Below are 24,848 nucleotides of genomic sequence, written 5' to 3'. Positions count from 1 at the left end.
CGCTCGTGGATGCGCCTCCGCCGCTACCCCTTCCGCTCCTTCCACGGATCGTCCTGATACAGATAGTTCGGCTTCAGGATCTTGTTCTCCATGTTCGTGTGGAACACCGCCATGGTCGACGCCGACATCGGCGGGACGATCCACGTCCAGTCCGCATAGACCGGGCGCTCGCACTGCCGCTCCTGCTGCTCGAACTTCTTGAAGTACTCCGACAGCGTGTGGTGGTCCATCATCCGCACCTTGGCCTGCCGGAACGAGTGCAGCACCGCGACGTTCAGCTCGACCAGCGCCGCGTCCTGCCACAGCGTGTCGCTGCGCGTCCGGTCCAGCCCCAGGCGATCCGCGATGAGCGGCAGCTGATCGTACCGCGTCACGTCGCTCAGGTTGCGCGCGCCGATCTCGGTGCCCATGTAAAAGCCGTTGAACGGCGCCGCCGAGTACTGGATCCCCCCGAGATCGAGGGCCAGGTTGGAGACCGCCGGCAGCGCGTGCCACTTCAGCCCGAGCTCGGCGAACCATCCATACCGCGGGTGCTCGATCGGCACCTCGAGCACCTTCTCCCGCGGCAGCTCGAACCACTTCGGCCGGCCATCGCCGATCTGGATGATCAGCGGCAGCAGATCGAAGCGCGTCCGCTCCCCGCCCGGCCAGCCCAGCGCGAGCGCCTGGTCCGTCAGCTCCACGTTCCCAGGATCGCCGAGGATGCCGCCCTCCGGGAGCCGGTAGCCCGCATAGCGGACCAGCTGACCGTTCCAGATGCGGATCCGCGGCTCACCCGGCCTGAACACCGTCATGGTCGCCCGGATGTCGCCCCCGTTGGTCGCCAGATCGAGGTGCTCCACCAGCGCCTGGAAGATCTCCTCCTCCGTCTTCAGGTGGCGCAGATCGCGCACGTGGAGCGTCGACCAGAAGAAGCGCCCGATGCAGCGCGAGCTGTTGCGCCACGCGAGCCGGGCGCCATAGGCGAGCTCGTCGGGCAGGTGCGTGTACGTCCCGTGCTTCTCCAGGCTCGCCCGCACCTCCTGCCAGCGCTCTTCCACCGCCGAGGGCACCCCGAGCTCCGCGTAGCACTGGCGCAGGAACGCCTCGGCCTCGGTCGGCACCGCCTCGGGCGCGGTGGGGGTCACGTGGAACGACCCGTGCTCGACCGGACACACGCCGCCAGCCGCCCGCGCCGCGCCGACGCGCCGGAGCGGCGTCGGGCGGACCTCGCCGGCGGTGTCGACGTTCGAGCTGAACAGCTCCTGCTCGATGGCGTCCGGCGGCCAGCCCACCGCGCGCAGGTGCTCCTGCGCGTCGCGCATGAAGGCATCGGGCCCGCACACGAGCGCCCGCGATCCCGGCCGGTAAGGATACAGCTCGGCCACCTGCTCCCTGGACAGCCGCCCCTCCGCCTTCGTCGCCCGCAAGCGGAACGCGACGCCGGGCGTCCGGCCGGCGATCGCGCGCAGATCCTCCTCGAAATAGGCGAAATCCGCGGCGCGCGACGCCGACCAATCGAGGAGGAAGGCCCGCGCGTTGGGGCGGCCGGCCCTCCCGTCGAGCGCCCGCAGCATCGCCATCGCCGGCGTGACGCCGATCCCGCCCGCGAGGAACACCACCCGCTCCACGGGCGGCGCCGGAAGGACGAAGCTGCCCTTCGGGGCCGACGCGCGGAGCAGCGAGGCCGCGGCGCGCTCGCACAGCCACCGCGAGAACACCCCGAGCTCCTCGCGCTTCACCGTGATCTCGTAGTCGCCGCCGGCGCGCGCCGGCGCCGAGAGCGTGTACGCGCGCGCCACCCAGCGCCGATCGAGGTAGCCCTGCACGAGCACGTGCTGCCCGGGCACCGACGCCGCAGGCGCGCCGCCGACCGGCGCGAGCGTGATCTGGAAGATCCCGGGGGAGAGCTCCCGCGCGGCCTTCACCTCGGCCTGCTGGAGGCTCGATCCGCCGAACATCTCGGCGACCGCCGGGGCGCAGCCGCCGCAGATCTGGCCCGCCCGCGTCCGCTCCGACAGCTCGGCGGGCGTCGCGCACCCGGCCTCGATGAGGCTCGTGATCTGCCCGCGCTTGACCCCGGCGCAGTTGCACACGACCTCGTTCGGCTCGAACAGCGCCGCGGGCTGATCGATCTTCAGCTCGCCGAGCTCCCGGAACGTCGTGAGCTGCCAGCCGGGCAGCGGGCCGCGCGCCATGAGCAGCCGCATCGCCGAGGGGAGGCCCTGCCATTCGCCCTCGACGTGCAGCCCCGTGAGCTGCCCGCTCGACACGAGCAGCGCCCGGCGCTTGTCGCGATCCCCGCACGGCACCCACCGGAGGCTCTCCATGGGGGCGTCGAGCCACCGCGCCGAGACGCCGCTCCCGTCGAGCGCGCGGGAGAGCGACAGGATGCGGCCGCCGCCGTCCACGATCTTCGAGATCGCTGCCTCCTTGCCCGCCAGGGCGCCCATCGCGGCGCTGCTCTCGACGACCCCCTCGCGCCGCGAGAGCAGCCCCTGCCCGGGCAGGAGGTGGACGTTGACGAAATCGAGCGCGTGCCGCTCGGCCCAGGCGTCGACGCTCGCGGGCGGCAGCTCGAGCCAGGCCTCGTCGGACCCGCGGACGTCCGCGGGGATCCCCTCCCTGGCCAGGCTCGCCCAGCCCTCGATCAGCGCCTCGGCCGCCGCCTTCCGCAGGCCCGCCTGGACCAGCGCCGCCACGGCTTGATCGGCAGGCGTGTCCACGTACCGGAGCTCGAACGAGTCTTCGCGCAGCAGCTGCTGGACCAGGTTGTCGAGCCGCCCCCGCAGCCCGGCGGTGAACTCCTCGAAGTCGACGGTCCCGTCCCCGGTCGTGTCCGCGGCCAGGAGCAGCGCCTTCGCCTCGTCGGCGTGCATCCCGAGGCCGGTGAGGTACGGTAGGAGCTCGTCCTCGCTGAGCTTGCGGTTGTGGTCGCGATCGATCTCCTCGAACCGGCGCCACGCGAAGCGCTCGCTCGTCAGGCCGGCGCGGAGGCCGCGGGAGAGCGCGGCCGCCACCTCGGCGCCCGAGCACGCGGCGGGGCCGCAGACGACGGCCGCCGGCGCGCCGGGCTGCTCGAGCGCGCGGATCGCCCGGCGGGCCACGTCCGCGGGCGCCACCCAGGGCAACGCGCCGCCGCCGAGCGGCAGCGGCAGCGCGCGACGGAGCCGGATGTCCTCGCGCCAGAGGCTGAGCGCGCTCAGCAGCGGTCCGTGCCACACCGTCGTCACCGGCTGGCCGGAGGCGCGCACGGACGCCTCAGCGTCGCGGATCTGCTGCCCCACCCGGCTCGAGGGAGGGAAGTACGGAGCCACCCAGAGGAGGTGCGACGCGCCCACCTCCCTCGCCGACGCGACGAAGGTCCGCGCGGCCACGAGCGGATAGGCGAGATCCGCGGTGCTCATCACGAGCGCGATGGCCCGCTCCGCGGGCTCGATCGGCAGCGACTGGAGGAAGGAGGCGAGGTCGTTTCTGGGCTCGGAACAGACGATCTTGAGGAAGCTCATGGTGCTCGGCAGGGGCAGCCGCGGAGGAGCGCAACCGCCCTCGCGGCCGCCGGGCGGCATCGACGATCGATGGCTGATGGCTGCGCGCAGGCGCGGAGCGCTCCGCCCCAGGATACGGCGCATCCCCCGGCCGGCCGAAACCCGAAAACGCCCGCGCGATCCGGCACACACCGCCGCACCCAGGCCGCCAGGGTGCGCGCGGCGTAAGGCGATCCCCTGTTTTGCGTCGAGGAGATCCGTCCGCGCGTCACAATCTGCCCCATGGGGCACTTTGGTGCGCCGGCCTGCGCTGTCACCGCGTCTGGGCGCGACGCTGACGCGTCACCGCTCGACGGTCCCGCCGCTGGCAGCCGCGGGGCGTGACCAAGACCTCGCCCGTTCGTCCGGGCCGACGGGCGAGCGTACTCCGCTGCATTCGCGGGAAATCCGACATGAAAGGAGACCAGGCGAACGAGCGTGCAAGCGCCGGTCGCGTGCGCTCGAGCGCCGTTCTGCGCGCGCTCGTACATCCTGTGGCTGTGTACGACTGCGGACCGGACATACGGGCACGATCCTTGAATTCGCTCGCTCAGCGCAGCCATGAAGACCCTTACTTCGGATCAACCCCTGGCGATGAGGAGCAAGCAGACGCGGTCATTGGCTGCGTCCCATCCCGCGGTGTCCGCCGCGCGTCATCCCGTCCTGCAGGGCGTGACGATGGCGCCGGCGAACGTCTCCGAGGCGCTGGTCGCGCTCGAGACGGTCGCCGCGCGGCTGCGCGAGAGGAACGACCCGCGGGCGGTGTTCCCCGACGTCTACGCCGTGATCACGCGCCGCGTGAAAGAGGCGGTCGGCGCCGGCTCGGACGGCCGGTTCCTCGAGCCGGCGTGGATCTCGCGCCTGGCGGGGATCTTCTGCGAGTACTACCTGACGGCCCTCGCGGCGTCGCTGGAAGGGCGGTCGACGGGCGTCGAGGCGTGGGACGTCGCGTTCCGGTGCGCCAGCGCGGGCGGGGCGGCGGCGGCGGTGCACGGGCTGCTCGGCATCAACGCGCACATCAACTACGACCTGGCCCTCGGGCTCTACCGGAACATCGTCCAGCACGGCGCGGCGCAGGACGCCCGGCTTCTCGGGCGCTACCGTCACGACCACGACCTTGTGAATGAAATTCTCGCGGCGGCGATGCCGGAGATCTTCGCGATCCTGCGCGTTCGTTATGGTTGCCCGCTCGCCCGGGTCGCGACCTTCAGCCGGGACGTGGAGCGCGCCGTCTCGAGCGTCGTGATGTACCTGCTCAAGTGCTGGCGCGACCGGGTCTGGACCGACCTGCTCTCCTTGCTCGCGACGCTCGGGCACACGGGCGAGGCGGGCAAGCGCGCGGTGCTCGCCCGGATGAACCAGCGTTCGGGGAAGATCGCCCGCACGTTCGCGGTGGGCCACGGAGCGCTCCGCGTCGGGGCGCCGCTCGCCAGCGGCGCCGCCCTCACGCTGGCCCTGGCTGCCTGACGCGGGCCATCCCCGCGAGCTGACCGCAGGCGCCGCCCACGTCGCGCCCCCGCGGCCGCCGCACGAGCGTCGTCACGCCAAGGCCGGACAGCCGCGCCACGAAGGCGTCGAGCCGCGCGGCGGACGGCGGGCGCAGCGCCGGATCCGGGCCGGGGTTGCAGGGGATGACGTTCACCCTGCACCGGAGCCCGGCGACGTAGGCCGCGAGCAGATCCGCGTCCTCCGGGGCGTCGTTGAAGTGATCGAAGAGCACGTACTCGAAGAGCACGCGCCGCCCCTGCGGCAGCGCCCGCGCGATCGCCTCCTTCAGCGCCGCCATCGAGAAGCGCGCGTTCACGGGCATGATCGCCTGCCTGCGGGCGTCGTCCGGGGCGTTGAGGCTGACGGCGAGCTCCGCCCGCGCCTCGCGGAAGAACGGCTCGATCTTGTCCGCCACCCCGACGGTGCTCACGGTGACGTGCGACGGCGCGAACCGGAAGGCCCGCGGATCGGTGAGCAGCCGGATGGCCTTCAGCACCTCGCCGAGGTTATCGAACGGCTCCCCCATCCCCATGAAGACGAGGTTCCTGAGGGGCGCGCCGCCGCGCTCGGCCGCGAGCGCCCGCGCGATCCGGACCTGATCGACGATCTCGCCGGCGGCGAGCTGGCGCTCGAGCCCGAGCCGCCCCGTCTCGCAGAACGAGCAGGCCCGGGCGCAGCCGACCTGGCTCGAGACGCAGAGCGTGGTGCGGGCAGGCCCCGGGATGAGCACCGACTCGATGAGCGCGCCGTCGCGCGTGCGGAGGACGAGCCGGAGCGTGTCGTCCTGCGCCGGCGCCCGCTCGGCGATCTCGAGCGACGGCGCCGGATCGAGCTCGAGCAACGCCTCGTGCGCCCAGGCCCCGACGCCCAGGGCGGCGAGCGCGCGAGCGTCCCAGGCCGGCGCAGGCACCTGCGCGCCCGGCTCGGCGCCGAAGGCGTGGCGCACCACCTTGCCGGCGACCGAGCGCGCCGCCGACGCCGTGCCGCCGGCCCGGCAGAGCAGCTCCGCGAGCGAGGCCGCGTCGTGGTCGGCGAGCTGCGCGCGCCAACGTGGGACGCGCGCGCTCCTCCGGATCAGCGGGCGCCCCGCGACCTGCGCCGGCGGGTCGCCGGCGCGCGGGGGCGACGCCATCTCTTCGGGGATCTCCGGAACGCGCATGCGCACCCGCTAGCACGCCGCGCGCGGCGCCGCGCGGCCCAGCGACGCCGAGCTTGTCAATCGCATGTCGATCGCCACCCGAAAGACAAGCGAGAACTCGCCCGGCGCCCCCTGTCCGACACGAAACCTGCGCGTCGTCTGGGGCCATCAGGTGGCCAATCTGTGGACAAGCATGTGGACTGTCAAACCGGGCTCGGGAACGTGATTTTTGGGTTGCAGATTGGTTCCGAAGGAGGGAGTTTAGCGCCCGGAAGTCGGGCGGCGCGCCGGGCAACGGAGCGCCAGAAATCGCAGAAAAATCAATTGCATCGGTGTGGGCGGCGCGTCCATGCCCGGGCTGGCTTCGGCTGGCGCCGGCGCTTGGAGGGGTTGCCGCCCCGCGATCGGCGCAGGATCCGGCAGCTCCGCGGAGGTGTCAGGGTCCCACGGGGTTTCCACAACCTGGGAACAACCTGTGGATTATTTGTCCCTCCTGCGCGTGGCGTGTTCCAGGATCGGGTGAGCGGGGCTCCAGCGCCCGAGCTTTTCTACCGCTCGCGGACGCACCGGTGGGCTACGTTGCGGGCCGATGTCCGCACGCAACGGCCCTGTTTCCCGCGCGCCGCGCGCGCTCCTCGCGATCGCGGGGGGCGTCGCCGGGTGGCTCGCCGCGGGCGCCGCGGCCGCGCAGGCTCCGCCGCGGAATGCGCAGGCGGAGGCGGCCCTGAAGGAGGCGATGGGGACCGACTACCTCGAGACGCGGTTCGCCCAGGCGGAGCGCAAGCTCCGGGCCGCGCTCGACGCCTGCGGCGAGTCAGGCTGCTCGCCTGCGGTCAAGGCGAGGCTGCTGGTCGCGCTGGGCACCGTGCTCGCTCAGGGCAGGAAGGGGCTGGAGGACGCGCGCGGCGCCTTCGCCGACGCCCTCCGCGTCGATCCGTCGGCGAAGCTGGACCCGGATCTGGCGAACCCGGAGGCCTCGTCCGCGTTCGAGCAGGCGCGCGCGGCCACCGGCGCCGGGGCGGCCGGGTCGCCCGCGGCGCCTGGAACGGCCGGGTCGCCCGCGGCGCCTGGAGCGGCCGGGTCGCCCGCGGAGGGCGAGGCGGCGGAGGGGCAGATCCAGATCGCGCCGCTGCCCGAGCAGCGCGTCCGCACGCCCGTTCCGCTCTATGTCGAGGTCCCCGCCGAGCTGCTGCCCAGCGTGAAGCAGGTGACCGTCTGGTACCTGGCGCCCGGCGAGCGCGAGGTCCGCTCCCTCGTCATGAAGAAGCTGCGGGGCCAGGGGTTCGGCATCAACGTGCCCTGCGCCGCGGTGGGAAAGAAGGGGACGCTCCGCTACCACGTCGCGGCCGTCGACGAGGACGGCGCGATCCTCGCGAGCGCGGGCGCGCGCGACGCCCCGCTGGTCACGCAGATCCGGGAGAGCATCGCCTCGACGCCGCCCCGCTGGCCCGGTCACGCTCCGCCGGCGGAGTGCGCGGCTCCGGAGCAGGAGCGCCCGCGGCAATGCCTCGACGACCGGCAGTGCAGCCCCGGACTCGCCTGTGCCGGCGGCGCGTGCGTCGCGCGACCCGCAGCGGAGGCTGCGCCGAACGTCCGGAGGAGCTGGGTCGCCCTCACCTTCTCGCCCGACGTCGCGCTGCTCTCCGGCCGGGACGTGTGCACCGTCGCGTCGCAGCGGAGCGACCATTTCGTGTGCCTGCGCGGCGACGGGACCCGGTACGACGGCACGCCGACGCCGGACGTCGCGAACGACGTGAACCTCGGCTTCGCGCTCGCGACGTCGCGGGTGACGATCGCCTACGATCGGCTGGTCCTCGACAACCTCACGGTCGGCGGCCGCGTCGGCTTCGCGGCCGGCGGCACGACGGGGGGCGGCGCCTCGTTCCTGCCGCTCCACCTCGAGGCGCGCGCGCAGTACTTCCTCGGCGCGCGGCCCTTCGAGCAGCTCGGCGCGCGCCCGTTCGTGCTCGCCGCGGCCGGGGTCGCGCAGGTCGACACCGAGGTCGACGTGGAGGTCCTCGAGGACGCGACCGCTTGCGGGGCCGACCCCTCCGACAGGACGAGCCCCTGCACGAGGCCGGGGCCGAGCGGGAGGGTCGAGGCCCGGCGACAGACGCTGCTCGCGACCCGGCAAGCGGGCCAGGGGTTCGCGTCGGTCGGCGCGGGCGTTGCCTATGCGCCGATCGAGGCCCTCTCGCTGAACCTCGCGCTCCGCGCGAGCCTCACCTTTCCTGCCGTGACCACCGTCCTCTCCCCGGAGGTCGGTCTTTCCCTGGGGTTCTGAATGGCTGACACGTCGGATCTGCGCCGGGGGGCGACTCCCCCTGGCGCGCTGCGCAACCCGAAGATCGATGCGGCGATCGAGCGCGCCGTGCAGCTCGGCGATCCGGCCGAGCTGCTCGCGCTGCTCGACCGCAGCTCCGGGCTGCCCGCCCGGCGCGGCGGGGTGCGCGCGCCCGGCCCCGACCTCGGGCCGAACGCCCCCTTGCCGCGCGTGAACCTGGACCTCGCGCGGGCGGTCGGCGCGGCGATCGCGGACCGCGGCGCGCCGGCCGAGCGGCTCGTGCGGGCGCTCTGCTCGACCGCCGAGGAGTACGCGCTCATCGTAGCGGCGCAGGCGCTCGCGTCGCTCGCGGCGCGGGCGGGCGGAGCGGGGCAGGCGCCGCGCGCAGGCGGCGGGCGCCGCGGGAAGGGCGGGCTGGATCCGCTCGAGGCGCTCGAGGAGCTGGCCGAGGACCCGCGGCGCGTCGTGCGCGACGGGGTGGTGGCGGCGCTCCGCGCCGTCATCGCGGCGCGCGGCGACGCGGTGGTCGCCGAGCTCTCGTCCTGGACCGACGGCTACCTGCAGGCGTACGTCGCGCTCGAGGCGCTCGCCGAGCGCACGCTGCTCGCCCGGCTCTCGGCGGGCGCGGAGGTGGTCGAGCGCCTCGAGGAGGCGTTCGTGCTCTCGGATCGCTCCCCGCGCGCGGACGAGCGGCTGCAGGGCCTGCGCCTGCTCCGGCAGGGGATGCCCGCGCAGATCGCGGCCCTCGCGGGCCGCTTCCCCGAGGTCGTGCGCTGGCTCGAGGAGAAGACGCGGGCGGAGCGCCCGGAGTCGCGCGACGTCGTGGCGGACGCGATCGCGGCGCTCCGGAAGACGTCCTTCTCGGATGCGGAGGTCGACCGCCTGTCGGCGGCGCTCGGCGCGACCGCCCCGACGCCGCGCTACGCGGCGCGCATCGTCCAGGGGACGCGCAAGCGGAGCAAGGGGCGGCGGTAGGAGACGACAGGGCCTGTGCCGCCGGTGCGAAGAGCGCCGAAACGCAGCAGATCAGGCGGCCTCCTGCGACCCCTCCAGCGCTCCGACGCCGCCCTGCTGCTCCCGGGCGGCCTCGGTGAACAGGAACTGCAGCGCCCCCGGCGCGCGCCGGCGCCACGCGTCCTCGGAGTGGGTCCCATCCTCATCCAGGCAGAACAGCAGGTTGTCCTCCCTGTAGCCCTGCTGGCGAAGTTGCTCGACCAGCCGCGCGGCGTCGCGCAGCACCGAGCCGCCGTCCTCCTGAGCGCCGGCGTCGATGTACAGCCGCGAGCTTGCCGGGACAGCCAACGACGCGAGGACGTCGAAGATCTTCCGCTCGGCGAACCAGAGCGATGGCGACATGCAGAGCGCGGCCCCGAACACGTCGGGGCAACGCCAATGGGCATAGAGCGCCGCGAGGCCCCCCATGGATGAGCCGCCAATGGCCGTGCTGGCCGGGTCGCGCCTCACCGCGAAGCGCTCCTGTACGGCCGGCACGATCTCGGAGGTGAGCCAGCCCAGAAAATCGTCGAGCTTCCCTTCGCTGCCGTCGCCCGGGAACGGCGACAGCTCCGTCAACCGCTCTGGCCCGCCGTGATCGATCCCCACCAGGACCGGCGCTTCGAGACCTCGATTTGCAAGATCATGGACGGCCTCGTGAAGGTGCCACCCTCCGCTGTAGGAGGGGTCGTCGTGAAAGACGTTCTGCCCATCGAACAGGAAGAGCACAGGCGATGGCCGCCCGTCACGCGCCCCCTCGTCGGGCATGTAGACACGCACGTTGCGCTCCCCGTGGAAGCCGGGAATCCGGTACGGACCGAGGAGATAGATGACATGTGTTTTCGCGGAGGTCTGCTGTTCCACCGTCCCGGTGTGAAGCAATCACCAGGCCGCCACTCGGCGACTGCTCTCCGCTGCGGCGCGCGGCGCGGCCCAGGCCATCTCGGCTCCCGGGTCGCGCCGCGCCGCCATGGCAGAACGCCTCACGCGTGACACGCTGCTGCGAGCAGGCGGGCGCCGCCGCGGGTGCCCGGCCTAATTGCAGCTCGCCTCGGAGGCGCCGCCGAACACCGTGGTCCAGTAGGACCCGTAGGTTCCGCCCCCGGTCGCCCGCCCGATGCCGATGACCTTGTAAGCGGAGCCGAGCATGTTCTTGTTGTGGCCGTCCGAGTTCTTCCACTGAGTGAACGTCGCCTGCGCCGCCGAGTTGCCAGCGGCGATGTTCTCGGCCATGGCGGTGCCCCCGCAGCCGAGCTCGTAGCAGGCGTTGCACATGCGGGTCCAGGGCGTCCGGCCGTCGAGGCTCGTGTGCGAGAAATAGTTCTGATCGCGCATGTCCTCGCTGTGCCCCTGAGCAGCGCGGCTCATCGAGGTGCAGGCCGAGAGCGCGCCAAGGCCGTTCTGCGCGCGATACTCGTTGATGATCGTGAGGAACGCCTGCTCCTCGGTGTCGAGCGGAGTCGTGCTGGGCCCGGCGCCGCTGCACATCTGGCAGGCGCCGCAGTCGCTCGAGCAGCTCGAGCAGTCCTCGCCCGCGCCGCAAACCCCATTGCCGCAGACCTCACCGCTCGTCGAGCCGCCCGCGCCTCCCGTGCCGCTCGTCGAGCCTCCCGTGCCGCCCGCGCCTCCCGTGCCACTCGTCGAGCCTCCCGCCCCGCCCGCGCCTCCCGTACCGGTCGTCGAGCCTCCCGTACCGCCGGTGCCGCCCGCGCCTCCCGTGCCGCTCGTCGAGCCGCCCGCGCCGCTGCCCGGCGTCGAGGGGCCGCACGCCGCCTGCACGTAAAGCCGCTTCGCGGTCCTCCTGCACGGATCGCCAGAGAAGGTCGCGTTGCTCGCCCGCACGGTACAGCTCGCCTTTCCGAGACACGCGCGCTCCACGACGGCCTTCGACGTCGGCGCGTTGCACGCGGTGGCCGCGTAGCCGCCGCAGACCCCGCGCGGCCTGCCATAACTCGCGAACTGGATCGCCGTGATGATCTCGCCAGCTGGACAGGAGAGCTCGACGTCCGCGCCCTCCGACGCGGTATCGCAGACCGCCCCCGCGAGCGGCGAGGACTGGTCCTCCGACAGCTCCGCCGGCGGCTCCTCGCCGACCTCGGACGAGGCGAGGCAGCCGACGGCAGAACAGCCAGCGATGAAGGCGAGGACAAGCGTCCTGTGCAAAGCGCTCATGTGCATGCTCCTTGATTCTCTAAGCCCGTCTGAGCTCGACCCATCCCTGCGTCGCGGCGCGCGCCGGCATGTACGCCGGGGCACACGACACCTAGGTGGGCCACCCCAGTACAGCGTTGTTCAGGGGGCGGAGTAGCGCACAGCGCGATCCCACGCAGCGCAGCGCCTCCCTTCGATTCGCTCACACCACGGTGTCACCTGGCCGCTGGCATGTCCAGATACGAAACACGCCGGCGCGCATGATTTGCCGCTGAATCACTGGATCTTTTCAAGGCCCGTGAAAACGATCTCCGCGACGCTCGGCGACACAGGATTTCTTCAAGCAAAGGTGGTGTGAGACATGGCCCCAGCAGAACACACCATCTACCTTGGTCCGAAGGGTGGGTGTCCGTGCTCCGACGGCGGACCGCGATCAACAGCGCGGCTGAGCGACAGCGTCATGCGAGCCTCGAACGGCCGGGCTCGTGCATCGATGTGCTCCCCGGGGAGCGGCGGCCGCATGCCAGCAGCATGTCAATCGAACGCCCATGACATTCCGCGCGACTCCCCCGCTCCTCGCCACACCGCCACGCCGCGCAGCTCGCCTGAGGGCCCTCGCCCGCTGACGGTCGCGGCAGAGCTCGCCCCTGCGTCACACGCGGGGTGGTGGATGTGGCCTCCCGCCGTACGCGCGCGCCGCCTCACCCGCGCGGCGCGGCGGCCGTCGCGCGCGTGGAAAGGCGCCCCGACGGCCTGACGCCCTTACAACGACGGCGCGGCGACCTCGCAGCACGGCCGCTCGACAGCGAACCGCGAGGCAGCACCCGCGGCGGCTCCTGTGCTATGACCGCAAACCATGCGCCTCAAGGACCGCGTTGTCTTCATCACAGGAGCTTCCCGCGGGATCGGCCGGGCCGTCGCCCTCGCCTGCGCGCGAGAAGGCGCCGATATCGTCGTCGCCGCGAAGACGGAGGTCGCCGAGAACCCGCGCCTCCCGGGCACGATCCACGACGTCGCCCGCGAGGTCGAGCAGCTCGGCCGCCGCGCGCTTCCCGTCAAGCTCGATGTCCGCGACGACGAGGCCTGCAGGAGCGCCGTCGCCACCGCCGTCGAGCGCCTCGGGCGCATCGACGCGCTCATCAACAACGCGGGTGCGCTCTGGTGGGCCGATGTCGTGGACACACCCATGAAGAAGTTCGACCTCATCATGGGCATCAACGTGCGCGCGTCGTTCGCCCTCTCGCAGGCCGTCCTCCCCCAGATGATCGCGCAGAAATACGGCCACATCATCATGATGTCGCCCCCCGTCGACGCGGAGGCCTGCGCCCACCACGGGGCCTATGCGGTCTCCAAATTCGGCATGACGATGATCGCCGACGCCATCGCCGGCGAGTACGCGGAGCACAACATCACGGCCCACGCCCTCTGGCCCGCGACCGCGATCGAGAGCTTCGCCACGATCAACTTCGGCCTCGGCGGCCCGGAGCTCTGGCGCAAGGCGGATATCCTCGCCGACGCGACGCTCGCGCTGCTCTCGCGCGAGCCGTCGGCCCGGCGCGGCAAGGCGTGGATCGACGAGGCGCTGCTCCGCGAGGAGGGCGTCACCGACTTCTCGAAGTACCAGTGCGTGCCCGGCGTGGAGCCGCCGCACTTCCCCTTCACCGCGATCCCCAAGGCGACGGCCACCAAATCATGAGGCGCGATCCGTGACCCGCGAGGACGACAAGAAGACGCGCCCCGCCGCCGGCGGCGGCATCGATCCCGGGCCAGAGCTCGCCGCGGTCTTCGACGACCTGGAGACGCTGCTCAAGAACGGCGACGTGATCGAGGCGCTCACGGCGCGCGGGATCAACGCGAGCCTCGCGCTGCTCGCCGCCGACGCGCTCCGCGCCTACCTTGCGGGCCGCAAGGCCGACGCGGCGGAGGACTTCTCGACCGTCGCGGAGGAGATCCGCGGCCGGCTCGCCGCGAGCGCCGAGGCGCAGGGGCCGGACGACGGATCGCCAGGGGAGCCGTCGCGCTCGAACGGGAGGGGCTGAATGGGCACGAGCTTCGAAGCAGAGCAGACACCGAGGCCAGGCGATGGCGCGCGGCCGGCGCCGCCCTGGGAGCCGGCCGCGGCCCTCTCCGGCGCCGACTACTCGGCCGTCGAGCTCGCGCAGGGCGACGACCGCGTGTTCCTCCTCGAGCAGCGCGAGCTGCCCGAGCGCGAGCGCTACCTCACCGTGACCGACTCCGCCGGCGTCGCCGAGGCGATCCGGACCATGGCGGTCCGCGGCGCCCCGGCCATCGGCATCGCCGCGGCGTACGGAATGGCGCTCGCCGCGCGCGCCGCCCGCGACGAGGGCGCCTCCAGCTACGTCGCCGCCATGCGGGCGGCCGGGGAGCACCTCGCCTCCGCCCGGCCCACCGCCGTGAACCTCGGGTGGGCGGTGCGGCGCGCGATCGCCGCGGCCCTGCAGAACGCCGGGCGCCGCGGCGAGGAGCGCGCGCGGGAGCTCGCCGAGCTCGCCCGCGAGATCCACCGGGAAGACGTCGCCGCCTGCCACCAGATGGGCCGCGCCGGCGCGGCGCGCCTGCCGGAGTCGGGCACGGTCCTCACCCACTGCAACGCGGGCGCGCTCGCGACCGGCGGCTACGGCACGGCGCTCGGCGTGATCCGCGCCGCCATCGAGGAGGGCAAGGCGCTCCGCGTGCTCGCGTGCGAGACCCGCCCGTACCTCCAGGGCGCCCGCCTCACCGCCTGGGAACTCCAGCGGGACGGCATCCCGGTCGAGGTGATCTCCGACTCGATGGCCGCGTGGTTCATGCAGAAGGGCGAGGTCGGAGCCGTCGTCGTCGGGGCCGACCGCATCGCGCGGAACGGCGACGTCGCGAACAAGATCGGGACCTACGGCCTCGCCTGCCTCGCGCGCCACCACGGCATCCCGTTCTACGTGGCCGCCCCGTGGAGCACGATCGACCTCGCCACCGAGAGCGGCGTGTCGATTCCCATCGAGGAGCGGAGCCGCGACGAGCTCGCCGTCGTCGGCGGTCGCCGCGTCGTCCCGCCCGGCGTGCCCGTCCGGCACCCGGCCTTCGACGTCACCCCCGCGGAGCTCGTCACGGCCGTCTTCACCGAGCGCGGCAAGCTGACGACGCGCGAGATCAGCCGCTCCGTGCCGCCGGCGCCGCCAACCGGCTAGCACCGCCCGGCTAGCACCGCGCGCCAGAGGGCCGCGGAGCCGGCGCGCGCCCTCCCCCTCGCGCTCCCCCGCCGCATGGGCTAAGGACACCCCTGATGGCGCAGTTCTCGCCCAAACCTGAATGGCTCAAGGTCCGCGCTCCCGGGGGGGACACCTACCACCACCTCAAGGAGACGTTCCGCAAGCTCGATCTCCACACGGTCTGCGAGGAGGCGCGCTGCCCGAACGTCGGCGAGTGCTGGCGCGAGGGGACCGCGACGGTGATGCTCCTCGGCGACGTGTGCACGCGCGGCTGCCGCTTCTGCGCTGTCACGACGGGCGATCCGCGCGGCGCGGTCGACGTGCGGGAGCCGGAGCACGTGGCCCGCGCCATCGCCCGGCTCTCGCTCCAGTACGTCGTGATGACGATGGTCAACCGCGACGACCTGCTCGACGGCGGCGCCGAGCACGTCGCCCGCACGGTGAGCCGCCTGCACGCGCTCCGGCCCGACCTGCTCATCGAGACGCTGGTCGGCGACTTCCAGGGCCACATGAGCGCCGTCGACATGGTGGTCGACGCCGGGCCCGACGTCTTCGCCCACAACGTGGAGGTCGTCCGCCGCATCACGCGCGTCATCCGCGACGTCCGGTCGAGCTACGACCAGTCGCTCGCCGTGCTCCGGCGCGCGAAGGAGCGCCAGCGGCGCCTCGCCGCCGACGCGGCCGAGGCCGCGGGGGGCAGCGCCCCCGCGCCGCGGCGGCTCACCAAGAGCTCGGTCATGGTCGGCATCGGCGAGACCGACGACGAGGTGCTGGAGGCGCTCCGCGACCTGCGTGCGGCCGGGGTCGACATCGTGACGATCGGCCAGTACCTCCGTCCCTCCTCGAAGCACGCGCCCGTGCAGCGCTTCGTCGAGCCCGAGACCTTCGCCGCGTTCGAGCGCGCGGCGCTCGAGATGGGCTTCCTCTACGCCGCCAGCGCGCCGCTCGTTCGCTCGAGCTACAAGGCGGCCGAGGTCTTCGTCCGCAGCCTGATGGACCGAGGCGGCGCAGCGCTCCCCGCCGCCGCCTCGGGCGCCCCAGCCGGCGAGCATCCCGCGGGCGTCGAGGCGCTCCTCGAGGAGCGCCTCGCCGTGGCGCGCCGCGAGGCCGCCCGCCTCACCGCAGAGCTCGACCCCGACGAGCCCCATCCGCCCGGCGGCCCAGCGACGGCGTCGGCGACCCCCGCGCGCCTCGTCCCGGCAGCCTCCCTAGTCCGCCGCTAGAGCGGCGCTCACCCGAGCGGCGCTCGCGCCAAGCGCCTTGACGCTTACCGGCGTTTGGCCGAGCGTATTGCTCGGCAGGAGGGTCCAACACCACGATGTCCGCTCCCATCAACAGGCGCCTCAGCGGCATCGCTCCCGGCGCCTCGCGCCTCGGCTCGGAGGCGCCCCGCGTGCGCGTGGCGTCGATCCTGGCCCAGGCAGCGAGGGCCTACAGCGCGCGCCCTCCGATCGAAGACATCACGATGCCCACCGGCTTCGATCCCGCCGCGGTGGCGCTCTTCGAGACGATCATCGAGGCCGCGTTCCTCGTCGCGAACGCCGACGGCCACTTCGACGACGACGAGCGCGGGCGCTTCCAGGCGATCGTCGCCGGCGCGTGCCAGAACCTCGTCCACGAGAAGCAGCTCGAGGCGCTCCTCGCCGATCTCGGCGAGATGCTGGCCGAGGACGGGCTGGAGAAGCGCATCAGCATGGTCGCCCGCACGATCGCGCGGACCGAGCACCAGCGCGAGGTGCTCCGCGTGGCGGCCTCCATGGCGCACGCCTCCGGCGGCGTGAGCGCGCAGGAGCACGGCGTGCTCGAGCAGCTCGCGCGCGGGTTCAAGCTCGACGCGGCCGCCGTCGACGAGGCCCTCGCGCAGGCAGCCGAGCCCGTGAACGTCTAGCGTGGACATCAGCGCCGCCGCGTACGGCGGGAGACGCGCATCAGGGCGCGCGCGGGTTTGACTCGCCGCGGCGAGTCAAACCCCGGGCGAGATCGCTGCGACGAGTCAACGTCACATCAACGTCACGCGTAAAGCGAATGAGCGTGCGCCGCGTCTGGGCACTGGTCTCGGGCAGCGCCTTTGGTTAGTGTCCCGCGAACCGATGAGCACCGCGACGTACTCCACCGACCGCCCGCCGAACGTCTCAGGGGCAAGCCTCGAGCCGCAGGCTGCCGTCGCGCGGCACCCGCTCGATACGTGTGCCGACGACGTGATCAAGGTCCTGCGCGACGACGGCTCGCTCGACCCCGCGCACGATCCGAAGCTCGAGCCATCGGAGGTCATCGCCCTCTACAAGGCCATGGTGCGCACGCGCCTGCTCGACGAGCGGCTCGTGGCGCTGCAGCGCCAGGGGCGCATCGGGTTCCACATCGGCTCGCTCGGCGAGGAGGCCACCGTCCTCGGCAGCGTGTCCGCGACGCGGCCCCAGGACTGGGTGTTCCCCTGCTACCGCGAGTTCGGGGCGGCGCTCTGGCGAGGGCTGCCGCTCCAGCGGTACATCGACAACATGTTCGGCAACGCGAACGACACGGTGAAGGGGCGGCAGATGCCGGACCACTACACCTACCGCGAGGGCCACTTCGGCTCGGTGAGCTCGCCCATCGGCACGCAGATCACCCAGGCCGTCGGCTTCGCGTGGGCCGCGAAGCTGAAGCGCGACGAGCTCGTCACGCTGGCCTACTTCGGCGACGGCGCGACGAGCTCGTCGGATTTCCACAGCGCCCTGAACTTCGCTGGCGTGTTCAAGGTGCCGATCATCTTCCTCTGCCGGAACAACGGCTGGGCGATCAGCGTGCCGACCGAGCGCCAGACGTCGAGCAACACGTTTGCGAGCAAGGGCGTCGCGTACGGCGTCCCCGGGGTGCGGGTCGACGGCAACGACGTGTTCGCCGTCGTGAAGGTGACGCGCGACGCGATCGCGCGCGCCTCGCGCGGCGAGGGCGCGACGCTCATCGAGGCGATGACGTACCGCCTGTCGGGCCATTCGACGAGCGATGATCCCAAGGCGTACCGCCCCGAAGCATGGCTCGACCCGTGGCGCCGGCTCGATCCGATCGCGCGGCTCCGGCGGCACGTCGAGCGCACCCAGGGCTGGACGGACGCGCAGGATCGCGAGATCGAGGCGGCGGTCGACGCGGAGGTCAAGGCCTGCATCGCTGTCTCGGAGAAGGTCCCGCCGCCGTCGCTCGACTCGATGTTCGAGGACGTCTATGCGGAGCCGCCCTGGCACCTCGTGGAGCAGCGGGAGCAGCTCAAGGCGGGCCCGAGGCCCAAGGGCCACGGCGGCCACTAGGCAGCGCGGACGGCGGCGTCGGCATGGCGGCTCGCCGGACGGCGGCGCGGCGGGGGTGGCGCCGCTGCCCGCGATCGGCGAGGACCCCCGGGGGGCCGGGGCGCCGGTGAGGTTGTACCCCCACCTGTTGGCCGAGAGACGGAGACGAAGAGCATGCCTCAGATGAACATGGTCCAGGCGATCAACGACGCGCTACGCCACGAGATGCGGCGGGACTCGCGGGTCGTCGTGCTCGGCGAGGATGTCGGCAAGGTCGGCGGCGTGTTCCGCGTGACGCAGGGCCTGTTCGACGAGTTCGGGGACGACCGGGTGATCGACACGCCGCTCTCGGAGAACGGGATCGTGGGGACGGCCATCGGGATGGCGCTCTACGGGCTCGTGCCGATCCCGGAGATCCAGTTCGCCGACTTCATCTATCCCGCGTACGACCAGATCGTGTCCGAGCTGGCGAAGTACCGCTACCGCTCGGGGGGCGAGTACCCGTCCAAGCTGGTCATCCGGACGCCGTTCGGCGGCGGCATCCGCGGCGGGCACTACCACTCGCAGTCGCCCGAGGCGCAGTTCGTCCACGTGGCGGGCCTGAAGGTCGTGTGCCCGTCGAACCCGGCCGACGCGAAGGGGCTCCTGCTCTCGTCGATCCGGGACCCGGATCCGGTGCTGTTCTTCGAGCCGAAGCGCATCTACCGCGCCGCGAAGGGCGACGTCCCCGAGGGCGAGTACACGGTCCCGCTCGGCCAGGCGAAGGTGGTCCGGCCGGGCTGGCACGTGACGCTCGTGGTCTGGGGCGCAATGCTCTACGAGGCGCTCGACGCGGCGAACCAGGCGGCCGCGCAGGGCGTCGAGTGCGAGGTGATCGATCTGCGCACGCTGTGGCCGCTCGACATCGACACGGTGATCGAGTCGGTGAAACGGACGGGCCGGTTCATCGTGGTGCACGAGGCGCCGAAGAGCTGCGGCCTCGGGGCGGAGCTCGTCTCGCTGGTCAACGAGAAGGCGTTCCTCCACCTGGAGGCGCCGCCGCTCCGGGTCACGGGCTTCGACACCCCGTTCCCGTACACCCTCGAGAACGAGTATCTCCCCCTGTCCCATCGTATCCTTCCGGCGATCCTCGAGACGGCGAGGTACTGACGCATGGGCAAGTACGAGTTCAGGCTTCCGGACATCGGTGAGGGCGTCACCGAGGGCGAGATCGTGACCTGGCTGGTGTCGCCGGGCGACATGGTCGCCGAGGACCAGCCGATGGTCGAGGTGATGACCGACAAGGCGACGGTGACGATCACGTCGCCGCGCACGGGCCGCATCGTGGAGACGCGGGGCAAGGTGGGCGGGGTCGTCCCCGTCCACTCGGTGCTCGTCGTGTTCGACCTCGACGACCGGCCTGCGGCGGCGCCGCCCGCGTCGGGGGCGGGGGTGCGCCAGGGTGGCGCGAAGTCCGGGGCTGCGGAGCCGCCCGCGGCGGCGGCCGCGAAGTCCGGGGCTGCGGAGCCCGCGGCGACGGCGGTCGGCGACATCCGGGAGGACCTCCCGGGGATGAACCTGGTGGCGCCGGCGCGGTCCGCGTGGGCGAACGGCAGCATCGGCGCGGGCACGCGCGGGGCGGCCTACTTCAACGAGAAGCCGCTCGCGACGCCTGCGACGCGCAAGCTGGCGCGCGACCTCGGGGTCGACCTGCGGCGCGTGCCGCCGACCGGCCCGGCGGGCCGCGTGACGAAGGACGACGTGCGGGCGCTCGAGGCGCCCGAGGAGGCGGCCCCGGCGCTGCCGGAGGCGGCCCCGAGGCGGGGAGCGGGCGCGGCGGCCCCGGCGCTGCCCGAGGCGGCGCCGAGGCCCGGCCAGCTGGACGAGGAGCCGGGAGCGGCCCGACCCGAGGGAGAGCGCGGCCGGGGGTTGCCGACGGCGCCGGGCGACGAGCGCATCCCGCTGCGGGGCGTGCGCAAGCGGATCTTCGAGGCGATGTCGCGGTCGAAGCACACGGCGGCGCACTTCACCTTCGTCGAGGAGTGCGACGTCTCCGCGCTGAAGGAGCGCCGCGCGCGCCTGCGCCCGCTGGCCGAGAAGGCGGGCGTCAAGCTGACGTTCCTGCCCTTCTTCGTGAAGGCCGTTGTCGCGGCGCTCAAGAAGCACCCGACGTTGAACAGCGCGTTCGACGAGGCGACGCAGGAGATCGTCGTCAAGAAGAGCTATCATATCGGCATCGCGTCCGCGACCGAGGCCGGGCTCATCGTGCCTGTCGTGCGCGACGCGGATCGGCGGAGCGTGCTGGAGATCGCGCAGGAGATCGCGCGGCTCGGCGAGGACACGAAGTCGGGGCGGGTGAAGCCGGAGGATCTCGGCGGCTCGACGTTCACGATCACGTCGCTCGGCCAGCAAGGGGGGCTGTTCGCGACGCCGATACTGAACTTCCCCGAGGTCGCGATCCTGGGGATCCACCAGATGAAGCAGAAGCCGGTGGTGCGCGACGGGCAGATCGTCATCGGCGAGGTGATGCTGGTGTCGCTGTCGTTCGACCACCGGATCATCGATGGCCACGTGGGGGCGGCGTTCGCCTACGAGATCATCGGGTACCTGGAGGATCCGGATCGGCTGTTTTTGGAGATGAGCTGAGCAGAAGCCCGGCTGCCGGGCTGGTGCCGCTCAGGCTCGTCCCTGGTCGCGCGTGAGGTCGTGCCGAGCTGCCTGGCATCGCGCGCTGGCCTCTCTACCGTCCGGGTGCCCTACCGGGATCTCCCGGAGCACGCCCATCATACCGAGCGAGCTCGGCTCAAGACGAAGACGCGGTGACCACCAAGCTGCGCGCCGCCATCCAGACGCCCGTGCTGCTTGCAAAGGGGCGAAGGGCTTCGCTCAGCGCCCGCTCGAACGCGGGCTTGAGCGATGGGTCCGTGTCCGCCATGAAGCGGGCCGATGGCCCAATTTGCATCGAGTACTCCACTGCCTCGGCGATGTCTCGCGCCGCTCCCAGTTGAATCATCGTCTCGCGGGGTTCGATGTTCACGCGCTTGAAACCCGCAGCGCCGAGCACCTGCTGGACGAACGCGGGAGCGGAAAAGTAAAACGGCCCAGGCTGGCCGGGCTGCAGCAGCGCGGGCATCGGATGATCGGGCGAGACGCTGCGCGCCGCCATGAGCGGCACGTGAGCCCAGTCATTGCGCTCCAGCTCTTGCCAGCACACGAAAGCCAGGCGCCCGCTCGGTCGCAGGCTCTCACGCATCTCGCGGAAGGCCGCGACGGCATCTGGAAAGAACATCACGCCGAAGCGTGAGTAGATGGCATCGAACGGCACCTCGAAGGTCTGACGTGCAGCGTCTCCCAGGATGATCTCGACGTTGCCGAGGCCCGCTTGCGCGACGCGCCCGCGCGCAGCCGTCACCATCGGCTCCGATATGTCGACCCCGACGACCGCTCCCGTCGCTCCCACGCGGACCGCGAGCTCGATGCAGCTCTGGCCCGCGCCACAACCCACGTCGAGCACCCGCTCACCCGCTTGGAGCTGCAAGCGTTCCAGCGCCGGGCGCCCGAGGGGCTCCAGCTGCGCGTCAGTTTGCGCCTGCAACTTCACCCACGCTTGCCCGCTCGATTCTCGCCATGCGTCTTGAGCTTGCATCACGCCGTTTCTCTGCCGAAGAGGATATGCGCCCCGGCCGACCGAACGCAAGCCGGCTCGGCGCGGCAGCCAGGCGTTCGCATGGAGATGCCCTGGGGCACGTCGAAGACGTGGGCGGACGGAAGGATCCCTTGTCGCGCGGGGCCGGAACCGGCAACATCGCGCGCCGTGATCGCGATTCCCAAGACCCTCGAGGACGCGTTGCGCGACCGGTTCGTCGTGCCCTTCGTCGGCGCCGGCGTGTCCATGGCCGCGCTGGACCGGAACGGGAAGCGGATGTTCCCCAGCTGGGGAGACCTGCTCCTCGGGGCAGCCGCGCGCCTCCGCGAGGACGGCAAGCGGCCCGAGACCAACGTCGTGGAAGGGCTGCTGGAGAAGCGGGCGCCCGACTACTTCGAGGCGGCCCGGCACGCGCGCGAGGGCATGGGACCGGGCTGGTACCGCTACCTCCGCCAGGTGCTGGATCCGCCGGGCAATCGCATCGACTGAGGTTTTCGAACGTCGCGGGAGGGGTGAGCTGTGGGCCGTCGGGAGGATGAACGAACCGAGCAGGAGCCGACGGGCGCGGCGGACAAGATGGCCGAGGTGCTTGCTCGGTTGTACCGCGCAGCCGATCGATGGCCGAGAGTGAACCCGCAGGAGCTCCAGCATCTCGAGCGGCTGGTCGCTCGCCTTCCTCCCGATGACCGCTCGCACGTGCTACTCCGAGCGTTCGTTGCGCCGCCTGCCAATGCGTACCTCGCGCAGCAGTACGCGGGAGAGTTGCTCGAGCGGCTCCGCCCACCGTGCTCCGGTCCGCTCACAGACCTGCTGCGCAGTGTTTTGCCCAAGTGGAACCGGTCAGTAGAGCAGCTCCCCTGGTACCTTGCCGACGTCTTCGGTTCGAAGGCGATCGTCGAGAGCCTCGACGAAATCGATCGTTGCGACATGGTCGATCGCGTGCAAACTACTACAGTGCGTTACTGGCTCAAGGGCCTCGACCATGGCGCGCGACGTGGCTAACAACCCGTTGCAACGGCGCATCGAACAACTTCTCAAGGAGGACGAGTGCCTCGCCTCTTGCGAGCTCGGCTTAACTGAGGTTGGGCAAGCCCTCACCTTCCGGTTCGGGGTCGTCAACTGGCGCGGCGCCTCGGAGCTCAGCGCACCATGGTGAAGAAGTTGAGCTTGTTGCCGTCCAGGTCGCGGAAATACCCTCCGTAGAAGCCCTGTCCGCGCGGCCCCGGCGCGCCCTCGTCCTTGCCGCCCAGCTCCACGGCCTTCTTGTGGAGCGCGTCCACCTTGGCTGGGCTATCGACGGCGAGCGCGACCATCACGCCGTTGCCGACCGTGGCCGGCTGGCCGTCAAAGGGCAGGGTGACGCCGAGCGCGGGCGCGTTCGGCTTCACCGCCCAGATGATCATCCGCTCGGATTGCATGAGCCGCGTCGCGCCCAGCTCGCCCAGCAAGGCGTCGTAGAAACGGGCGGCACGCTCCAGATGGTTCGTGCCCAGCGTGACATAGCCGATCATGGATCTCTCCGTTCGTTTGAATGGTTCGTCTTCGTTGGCCCCGGCGTGCTCATCCGCGCTCCAGCTTTTTGCCGCCCGCCGCGACGGCGGCCTCCTTCGCTGCTCCGGAGCTGTACATGAGGGCGGCGGTGCCGTGGGAGAAAATCCAAACGCTTCGGAACCGTCAAGCCCCGACTGCCGGACCTGGCGACCGCGCGGTGACGCTCGCGCTCGCCGCTGTGGCCTGCTATCACGCGGGCCACAGCGGCTTCGTTCACCTGCGGGCCATGGCTGCGGACCACAGCGCGGCTCCTGCGCCCGTGCGCATATCGGCGCGGGTTCGCGGCGCTCTGGCTGGGCTCGACCGCAGAGCTAGGCGAGGAGGGGCGGCGCGCCGTTGGGTGCTGGGCCGGACGCCGCCGCGCCGGGCGCCGCCGGTGCAGCCGGGCTTCGCGGCACCACCGGAGGCGCGGCGCCCGGCGATGCCGGCGCCGTCGGACCAGCCGTGGCGGCGTCCTCCGGGGCTGCGGCGGTATCGCTCGACGACGCGGAGCGACCGCCGCGGCCCTTGTACAGCGACGGCGCGATCGCGTCGGCGTCACCCTCGTTCCAGCGGAGGTAGGCGACGGCCCTGCGTGTCTGATCGTAGGCGTGAACGAGCAGCGAAAACGCGCGCGCTCGCTTGTCCGCCGCCTCGGTGGGCCCAGGCCCTTTGCCGTGCTCCCTCACGCCGAGGGAGGCGAGGAGCTGCGGCCCGATCTCTCCGGCGCGGCGCACCTCCTCCTCGGTCGCCGCCGTCTTTCCGGCGATCTCCGGCCAGCTCCCGCTGAACAGCGCCGAGAGCGCCACGAGATCGTTGGCCGTATCGATGTGCCCCTGCCCTGCGCGGATCTCCGCGACCGTCTCCGCGTCGAGCAGGCCACGGCGGGCCAGCGCCTCGGCGTCGCTCAGCAGGTTCTCGCGGAGCGGGACGGCCTCTTCGAGGAGCGGCTTCAGCGCGTTCTCCGCGCCTTCGCTGGACAGCCACAGGAGGTGCGCGTACCACGCGGCGAGCGCGTAGGTCTCGAGCCTGTCGAGCAGCGCGACATCATGCTTATGGAGGTGCTCGGCGACGGCGGGTCGCAGCGCGAGGAGGCCGGGCAGCACGCCAAGCACCTGAGAGACGACGCGCGGGATATCGAGGTTGATGGTGATGAGCCGATCCGCGCTCAGCGCCTCGATCTCGCGGAGGGCGTTGTCGAACGCCTTCGCCGCCTGGAGCGGGGTCGCGGGCTTCTTGGGAGCTGCCTTTTTCTTGTTCGAGAACGGTCTGGCCATGAGGGGATTACCTCTCGTTGATGTCCGTCGCGGAGCGGCGAAAGAATGGATATGCCATGCCCCCTACCCCCCACGCTGGATGTGATGTGAACGCCCAGCACACGCCGGACGTTCCGGCAGGGGTAATCATGCTCGCTTTCGTGTCAATTCATCAGCCGGATGATTTTCAGAGCGCGTGCCCCTCAACGTCGTAATCTTGCTCAAGGGCATCCATGCCTGCGAGTCGAAGGGGGGCTGCCCTATCGTCGTCTCGCGCGCCTGGCGTCCCGCGGGACGGGCGGTGTACGGGACCTGAATGGTGGAAAGTTACAGGCTCGGGCAGTCCGGTTGTGCGAGGGCTGCTCGGCTGCCTGCCCATAACCGGATCCGGTTCCCCGAGGGCTGCTCAGC

Annotated in this window: 20 protein-coding genes; 13 read left to right on the top strand and 7 right to left on the bottom strand. The window is 71.9% G+C overall.

Going from position 1 to position 24,848, the window contains the following annotated elements:
* Positions 1–23: 23 nt before the first annotated feature.
* Positions 24–3,488 (bottom strand): nitric oxide synthase oxygenase, encoded by a 3,465-nt coding sequence (locus POL72_RS35610; protein ID WP_272101261.1) that lies wholly within the window; start codon positions 3,486–3,488, stop codon positions 24–26.
* 636 nt (positions 3,489–4,124) lie between these two features.
* On the opposite strand from POL72_RS35610, the gene POL72_RS35605 reads away from it, so the two are divergent.
* Positions 4,125–4,973, top strand: coding sequence for a DUF5995 family protein (locus POL72_RS35605; protein ID WP_272101260.1), 849 nt, complete (start codon positions 4,125–4,127; stop codon positions 4,971–4,973).
* Here the strand turns inward: POL72_RS35605 and rlmN are convergent.
* Complete coding sequence (gene rlmN / locus POL72_RS35600; RefSeq protein WP_272101259.1) at positions 4,951–6,153, bottom strand: 23S rRNA (adenine(2503)-C(2))-methyltransferase RlmN; 1,203 nt, start codon at positions 6,151–6,153, stop codon at positions 4,951–4,953. The two genes, POL72_RS35605 and rlmN, sit on opposite strands and share 23 nt — an antisense overlap.
* A 568-nt stretch (positions 6,154–6,721) precedes the next feature.
* On the opposite strand from rlmN, the gene POL72_RS35595 reads away from it, so the two are divergent.
* The gene (locus POL72_RS35595) at positions 6,722–8,416 is read left to right on the top strand and encodes a hypothetical protein (RefSeq protein WP_272101258.1); all 1,695 of its coding nucleotides are present in this window, start codon (positions 6,722–6,724) and stop codon (positions 8,414–8,416) included.
* Positions 8,417–9,391 carry a hypothetical protein gene (locus POL72_RS35590; RefSeq protein WP_272101257.1) on the top strand — a complete coding sequence of 325 codons (975 nt, stop codon included), beginning with the start codon at positions 8,417–8,419 and terminating at the stop codon, positions 9,389–9,391.
* A 51-nt stretch (positions 9,392–9,442) separates the two neighbouring features.
* On the opposite strand, the gene POL72_RS35585 is transcribed toward POL72_RS35590, so the two are convergent.
* Both POL72_RS35585 and POL72_RS35580 read right to left on the bottom strand, forming a co-directional pair.
* Positions 9,443–10,273: an alpha/beta hydrolase gene (locus tag POL72_RS35585; protein ID WP_373372279.1), complete on the bottom strand. Its 831-nt coding sequence runs from the start codon at positions 10,271–10,273 to the stop codon at positions 9,443–9,445.
* Between the two features lie 171 nt (positions 10,274–10,444).
* The gene (locus POL72_RS35580) at positions 10,445–11,581 is read right to left on the bottom strand and encodes a CAP domain-containing protein (RefSeq protein ID WP_272101255.1); all 1,137 of its coding nucleotides are present in this window, start codon (positions 11,579–11,581) and stop codon (positions 10,445–10,447) included.
* Between the two features lie 835 nt (positions 11,582–12,416).
* Between POL72_RS35580 and POL72_RS35575 the strand changes: the two genes are divergently transcribed.
* From POL72_RS35575 to POL72_RS35540, 8 genes are all read left to right on the top strand, one after another.
* A complete protein-coding gene (locus tag POL72_RS35575; RefSeq protein WP_272101254.1) occupies positions 12,417–13,256 on the top strand; it encodes an SDR family oxidoreductase in 840 nt (279 codons plus the stop codon).
* Between the two features lie 10 nt (positions 13,257–13,266).
* The gene (locus tag POL72_RS35570; RefSeq protein WP_272101253.1) at positions 13,267–13,599 is read left to right on the top strand and encodes a hypothetical protein; all 333 of its coding nucleotides are present in this window, start codon (positions 13,267–13,269) and stop codon (positions 13,597–13,599) included.
* Complete coding sequence (mtnA, locus tag POL72_RS35565; RefSeq protein ID WP_272101252.1) at positions 13,600–14,745, top strand: S-methyl-5-thioribose-1-phosphate isomerase; 1,146 nt, start codon at positions 13,600–13,602, stop codon at positions 14,743–14,745.
* A gap of 95 nt (positions 14,746–14,840) precedes the next feature.
* Complete coding sequence (lipA, locus tag POL72_RS35560; RefSeq protein WP_272101251.1) at positions 14,841–15,989, top strand: lipoyl synthase; 1,149 nt, start codon at positions 14,841–14,843, stop codon at positions 15,987–15,989.
* Positions 15,990–16,084: 95 nt separating this feature from the next.
* Complete coding sequence (locus POL72_RS35555; RefSeq protein WP_272101250.1) at positions 16,085–16,654, top strand: tellurite resistance TerB family protein; 570 nt, start codon at positions 16,085–16,087, stop codon at positions 16,652–16,654.
* Between the two features lie 202 nt (positions 16,655–16,856).
* Positions 16,857–18,047, top strand: coding sequence for a thiamine pyrophosphate-dependent dehydrogenase E1 component subunit alpha (locus POL72_RS35550; RefSeq protein WP_272101249.1), 1,191 nt, complete (start codon positions 16,857–16,859; stop codon positions 18,045–18,047).
* 153 nt (positions 18,048–18,200) lie between these two features.
* On the top strand, positions 18,201–19,175 hold the full coding sequence (locus tag POL72_RS35545; protein ID WP_272101248.1) for an alpha-ketoacid dehydrogenase subunit beta: 975 nt from the start codon (positions 18,201–18,203) through the stop codon (positions 19,173–19,175).
* 3 nt (positions 19,176–19,178) lie between these two features.
* Positions 19,179–20,651, top strand: coding sequence for a dihydrolipoamide acetyltransferase family protein (locus tag POL72_RS35540; RefSeq protein ID WP_272101247.1), 1,473 nt, complete (start codon positions 19,179–19,181; stop codon positions 20,649–20,651).
* 157 nt (positions 20,652–20,808) lie between these two features.
* Here the strand turns inward: POL72_RS35540 and POL72_RS35535 are convergent, their stop codons facing one another.
* Complete coding sequence (locus tag POL72_RS35535) at positions 20,809–21,651, bottom strand: class I SAM-dependent methyltransferase (protein ID WP_272101246.1); 843 nt, start codon at positions 21,649–21,651, stop codon at positions 20,809–20,811.
* A gap of 168 nt (positions 21,652–21,819) precedes the next feature.
* On the opposite strand from POL72_RS35535, the gene POL72_RS35530 reads away from it, so the two are divergent.
* Both POL72_RS35530 and POL72_RS35525 read left to right on the top strand, forming a co-directional pair.
* Positions 21,820–22,140: an SIR2 family protein gene (locus POL72_RS35530; protein WP_272101245.1), complete on the top strand. Its 321-nt coding sequence runs from the start codon at positions 21,820–21,822 to the stop codon at positions 22,138–22,140.
* A 138-nt stretch (positions 22,141–22,278) separates the two neighbouring features.
* Entirely contained in the window at positions 22,279–22,653 is a 375-nt protein-coding gene (locus POL72_RS35525; protein ID WP_272101244.1) for a hypothetical protein, read from the top strand.
* Positions 22,654–22,790: 137 nt separating this feature from the next.
* On the opposite strand, the gene POL72_RS35520 is transcribed toward POL72_RS35525, so the two are convergent.
* Together POL72_RS35520 and POL72_RS35515 are read right to left on the bottom strand one after the other, a co-directional pair.
* Positions 22,791–23,162, bottom strand: coding sequence for a VOC family protein (locus POL72_RS35520; protein WP_272101243.1), 372 nt, complete (start codon positions 23,160–23,162; stop codon positions 22,791–22,793).
* Positions 23,163–23,513: 351 nt separating this feature from the next.
* On the bottom strand, positions 23,514–24,458 hold the full coding sequence (locus POL72_RS35515) for a hypothetical protein (protein ID WP_272101242.1): 945 nt from the start codon (positions 24,456–24,458) through the stop codon (positions 23,514–23,516).
* Positions 24,459–24,848 lie beyond the last annotated feature (390 nt).

Source organism: Sorangium aterium (assembly GCF_028368935.1).
In the GTDB taxonomy this organism is placed as follows: domain Bacteria; phylum Myxococcota_A; class Polyangia; order Polyangiales; family Polyangiaceae; genus Sorangium; species Sorangium atrum.
The sequence above is the reverse complement of the archived record's forward strand: the minus strand, read 5'-3'. Positions and strand labels throughout refer to the sequence as shown.

What these genes read in the sequence shown, in the direction of transcription:
- POL72_RS35610 (WP_272101261.1), bottom strand. Translation starts at nt 3,488, where the DNA reads ATGAGCTTCCTCAAGATCGTCTGTTCCGAGCCCAGAAACGACCTCGCC.
- rlmN (WP_272101259.1), bottom strand. Translation starts at nt 6,153, where the DNA reads ATGCGCGTTCCGGAGATCCCCGAAGAGATGGCGTCGCCCCCGCGCGCC.
- POL72_RS35595 (WP_272101258.1), top strand. Translation starts at nt 6,722, where the DNA reads ATGTCCGCACGCAACGGCCCTGTTTCCCGCGCGCCGCGCGCGCTCCTC.
- POL72_RS35590 (WP_272101257.1), top strand. Translation starts at nt 8,417, where the DNA reads ATGGCTGACACGTCGGATCTGCGCCGGGGGGCGACTCCCCCTGGCGCG.
- POL72_RS35580 (WP_272101255.1), bottom strand. Translation starts at nt 11,581, where the DNA reads ATGAGCGCTTTGCACAGGACGCTTGTCCTCGCCTTCATCGCTGGCTGT.
- POL72_RS35575 (WP_272101254.1), top strand. Translation starts at nt 12,417, where the DNA reads ATGCGCCTCAAGGACCGCGTTGTCTTCATCACAGGAGCTTCCCGCGGG.
- mtnA (WP_272101252.1), top strand. Translation starts at nt 13,600, where the DNA reads ATGGGCACGAGCTTCGAAGCAGAGCAGACACCGAGGCCAGGCGATGGC.
- lipA (WP_272101251.1), top strand. Translation starts at nt 14,841, where the DNA reads ATGGCGCAGTTCTCGCCCAAACCTGAATGGCTCAAGGTCCGCGCTCCC.
- POL72_RS35555 (WP_272101250.1), top strand. Translation starts at nt 16,085, where the DNA reads ATGTCCGCTCCCATCAACAGGCGCCTCAGCGGCATCGCTCCCGGCGCC.
- POL72_RS35550 (WP_272101249.1), top strand. Translation starts at nt 16,857, where the DNA reads ATGAGCACCGCGACGTACTCCACCGACCGCCCGCCGAACGTCTCAGGG.
- POL72_RS35545 (WP_272101248.1), top strand. Translation starts at nt 18,201, where the DNA reads ATGCCTCAGATGAACATGGTCCAGGCGATCAACGACGCGCTACGCCAC.
- POL72_RS35540 (WP_272101247.1), top strand. Translation starts at nt 19,179, where the DNA reads ATGGGCAAGTACGAGTTCAGGCTTCCGGACATCGGTGAGGGCGTCACC.
- POL72_RS35535 (WP_272101246.1), bottom strand. Translation starts at nt 21,651, where the DNA reads ATGCAAGCTCAAGACGCATGGCGAGAATCGAGCGGGCAAGCGTGGGTG.
- POL72_RS35520 (WP_272101243.1), bottom strand. Translation starts at nt 23,162, where the DNA reads ATGATCGGCTATGTCACGCTGGGCACGAACCATCTGGAGCGTGCCGCC.
- POL72_RS35515 (WP_272101242.1), bottom strand. Translation starts at nt 24,458, where the DNA reads ATGGCCAGACCGTTCTCGAACAAGAAAAAGGCAGCTCCCAAGAAGCCC.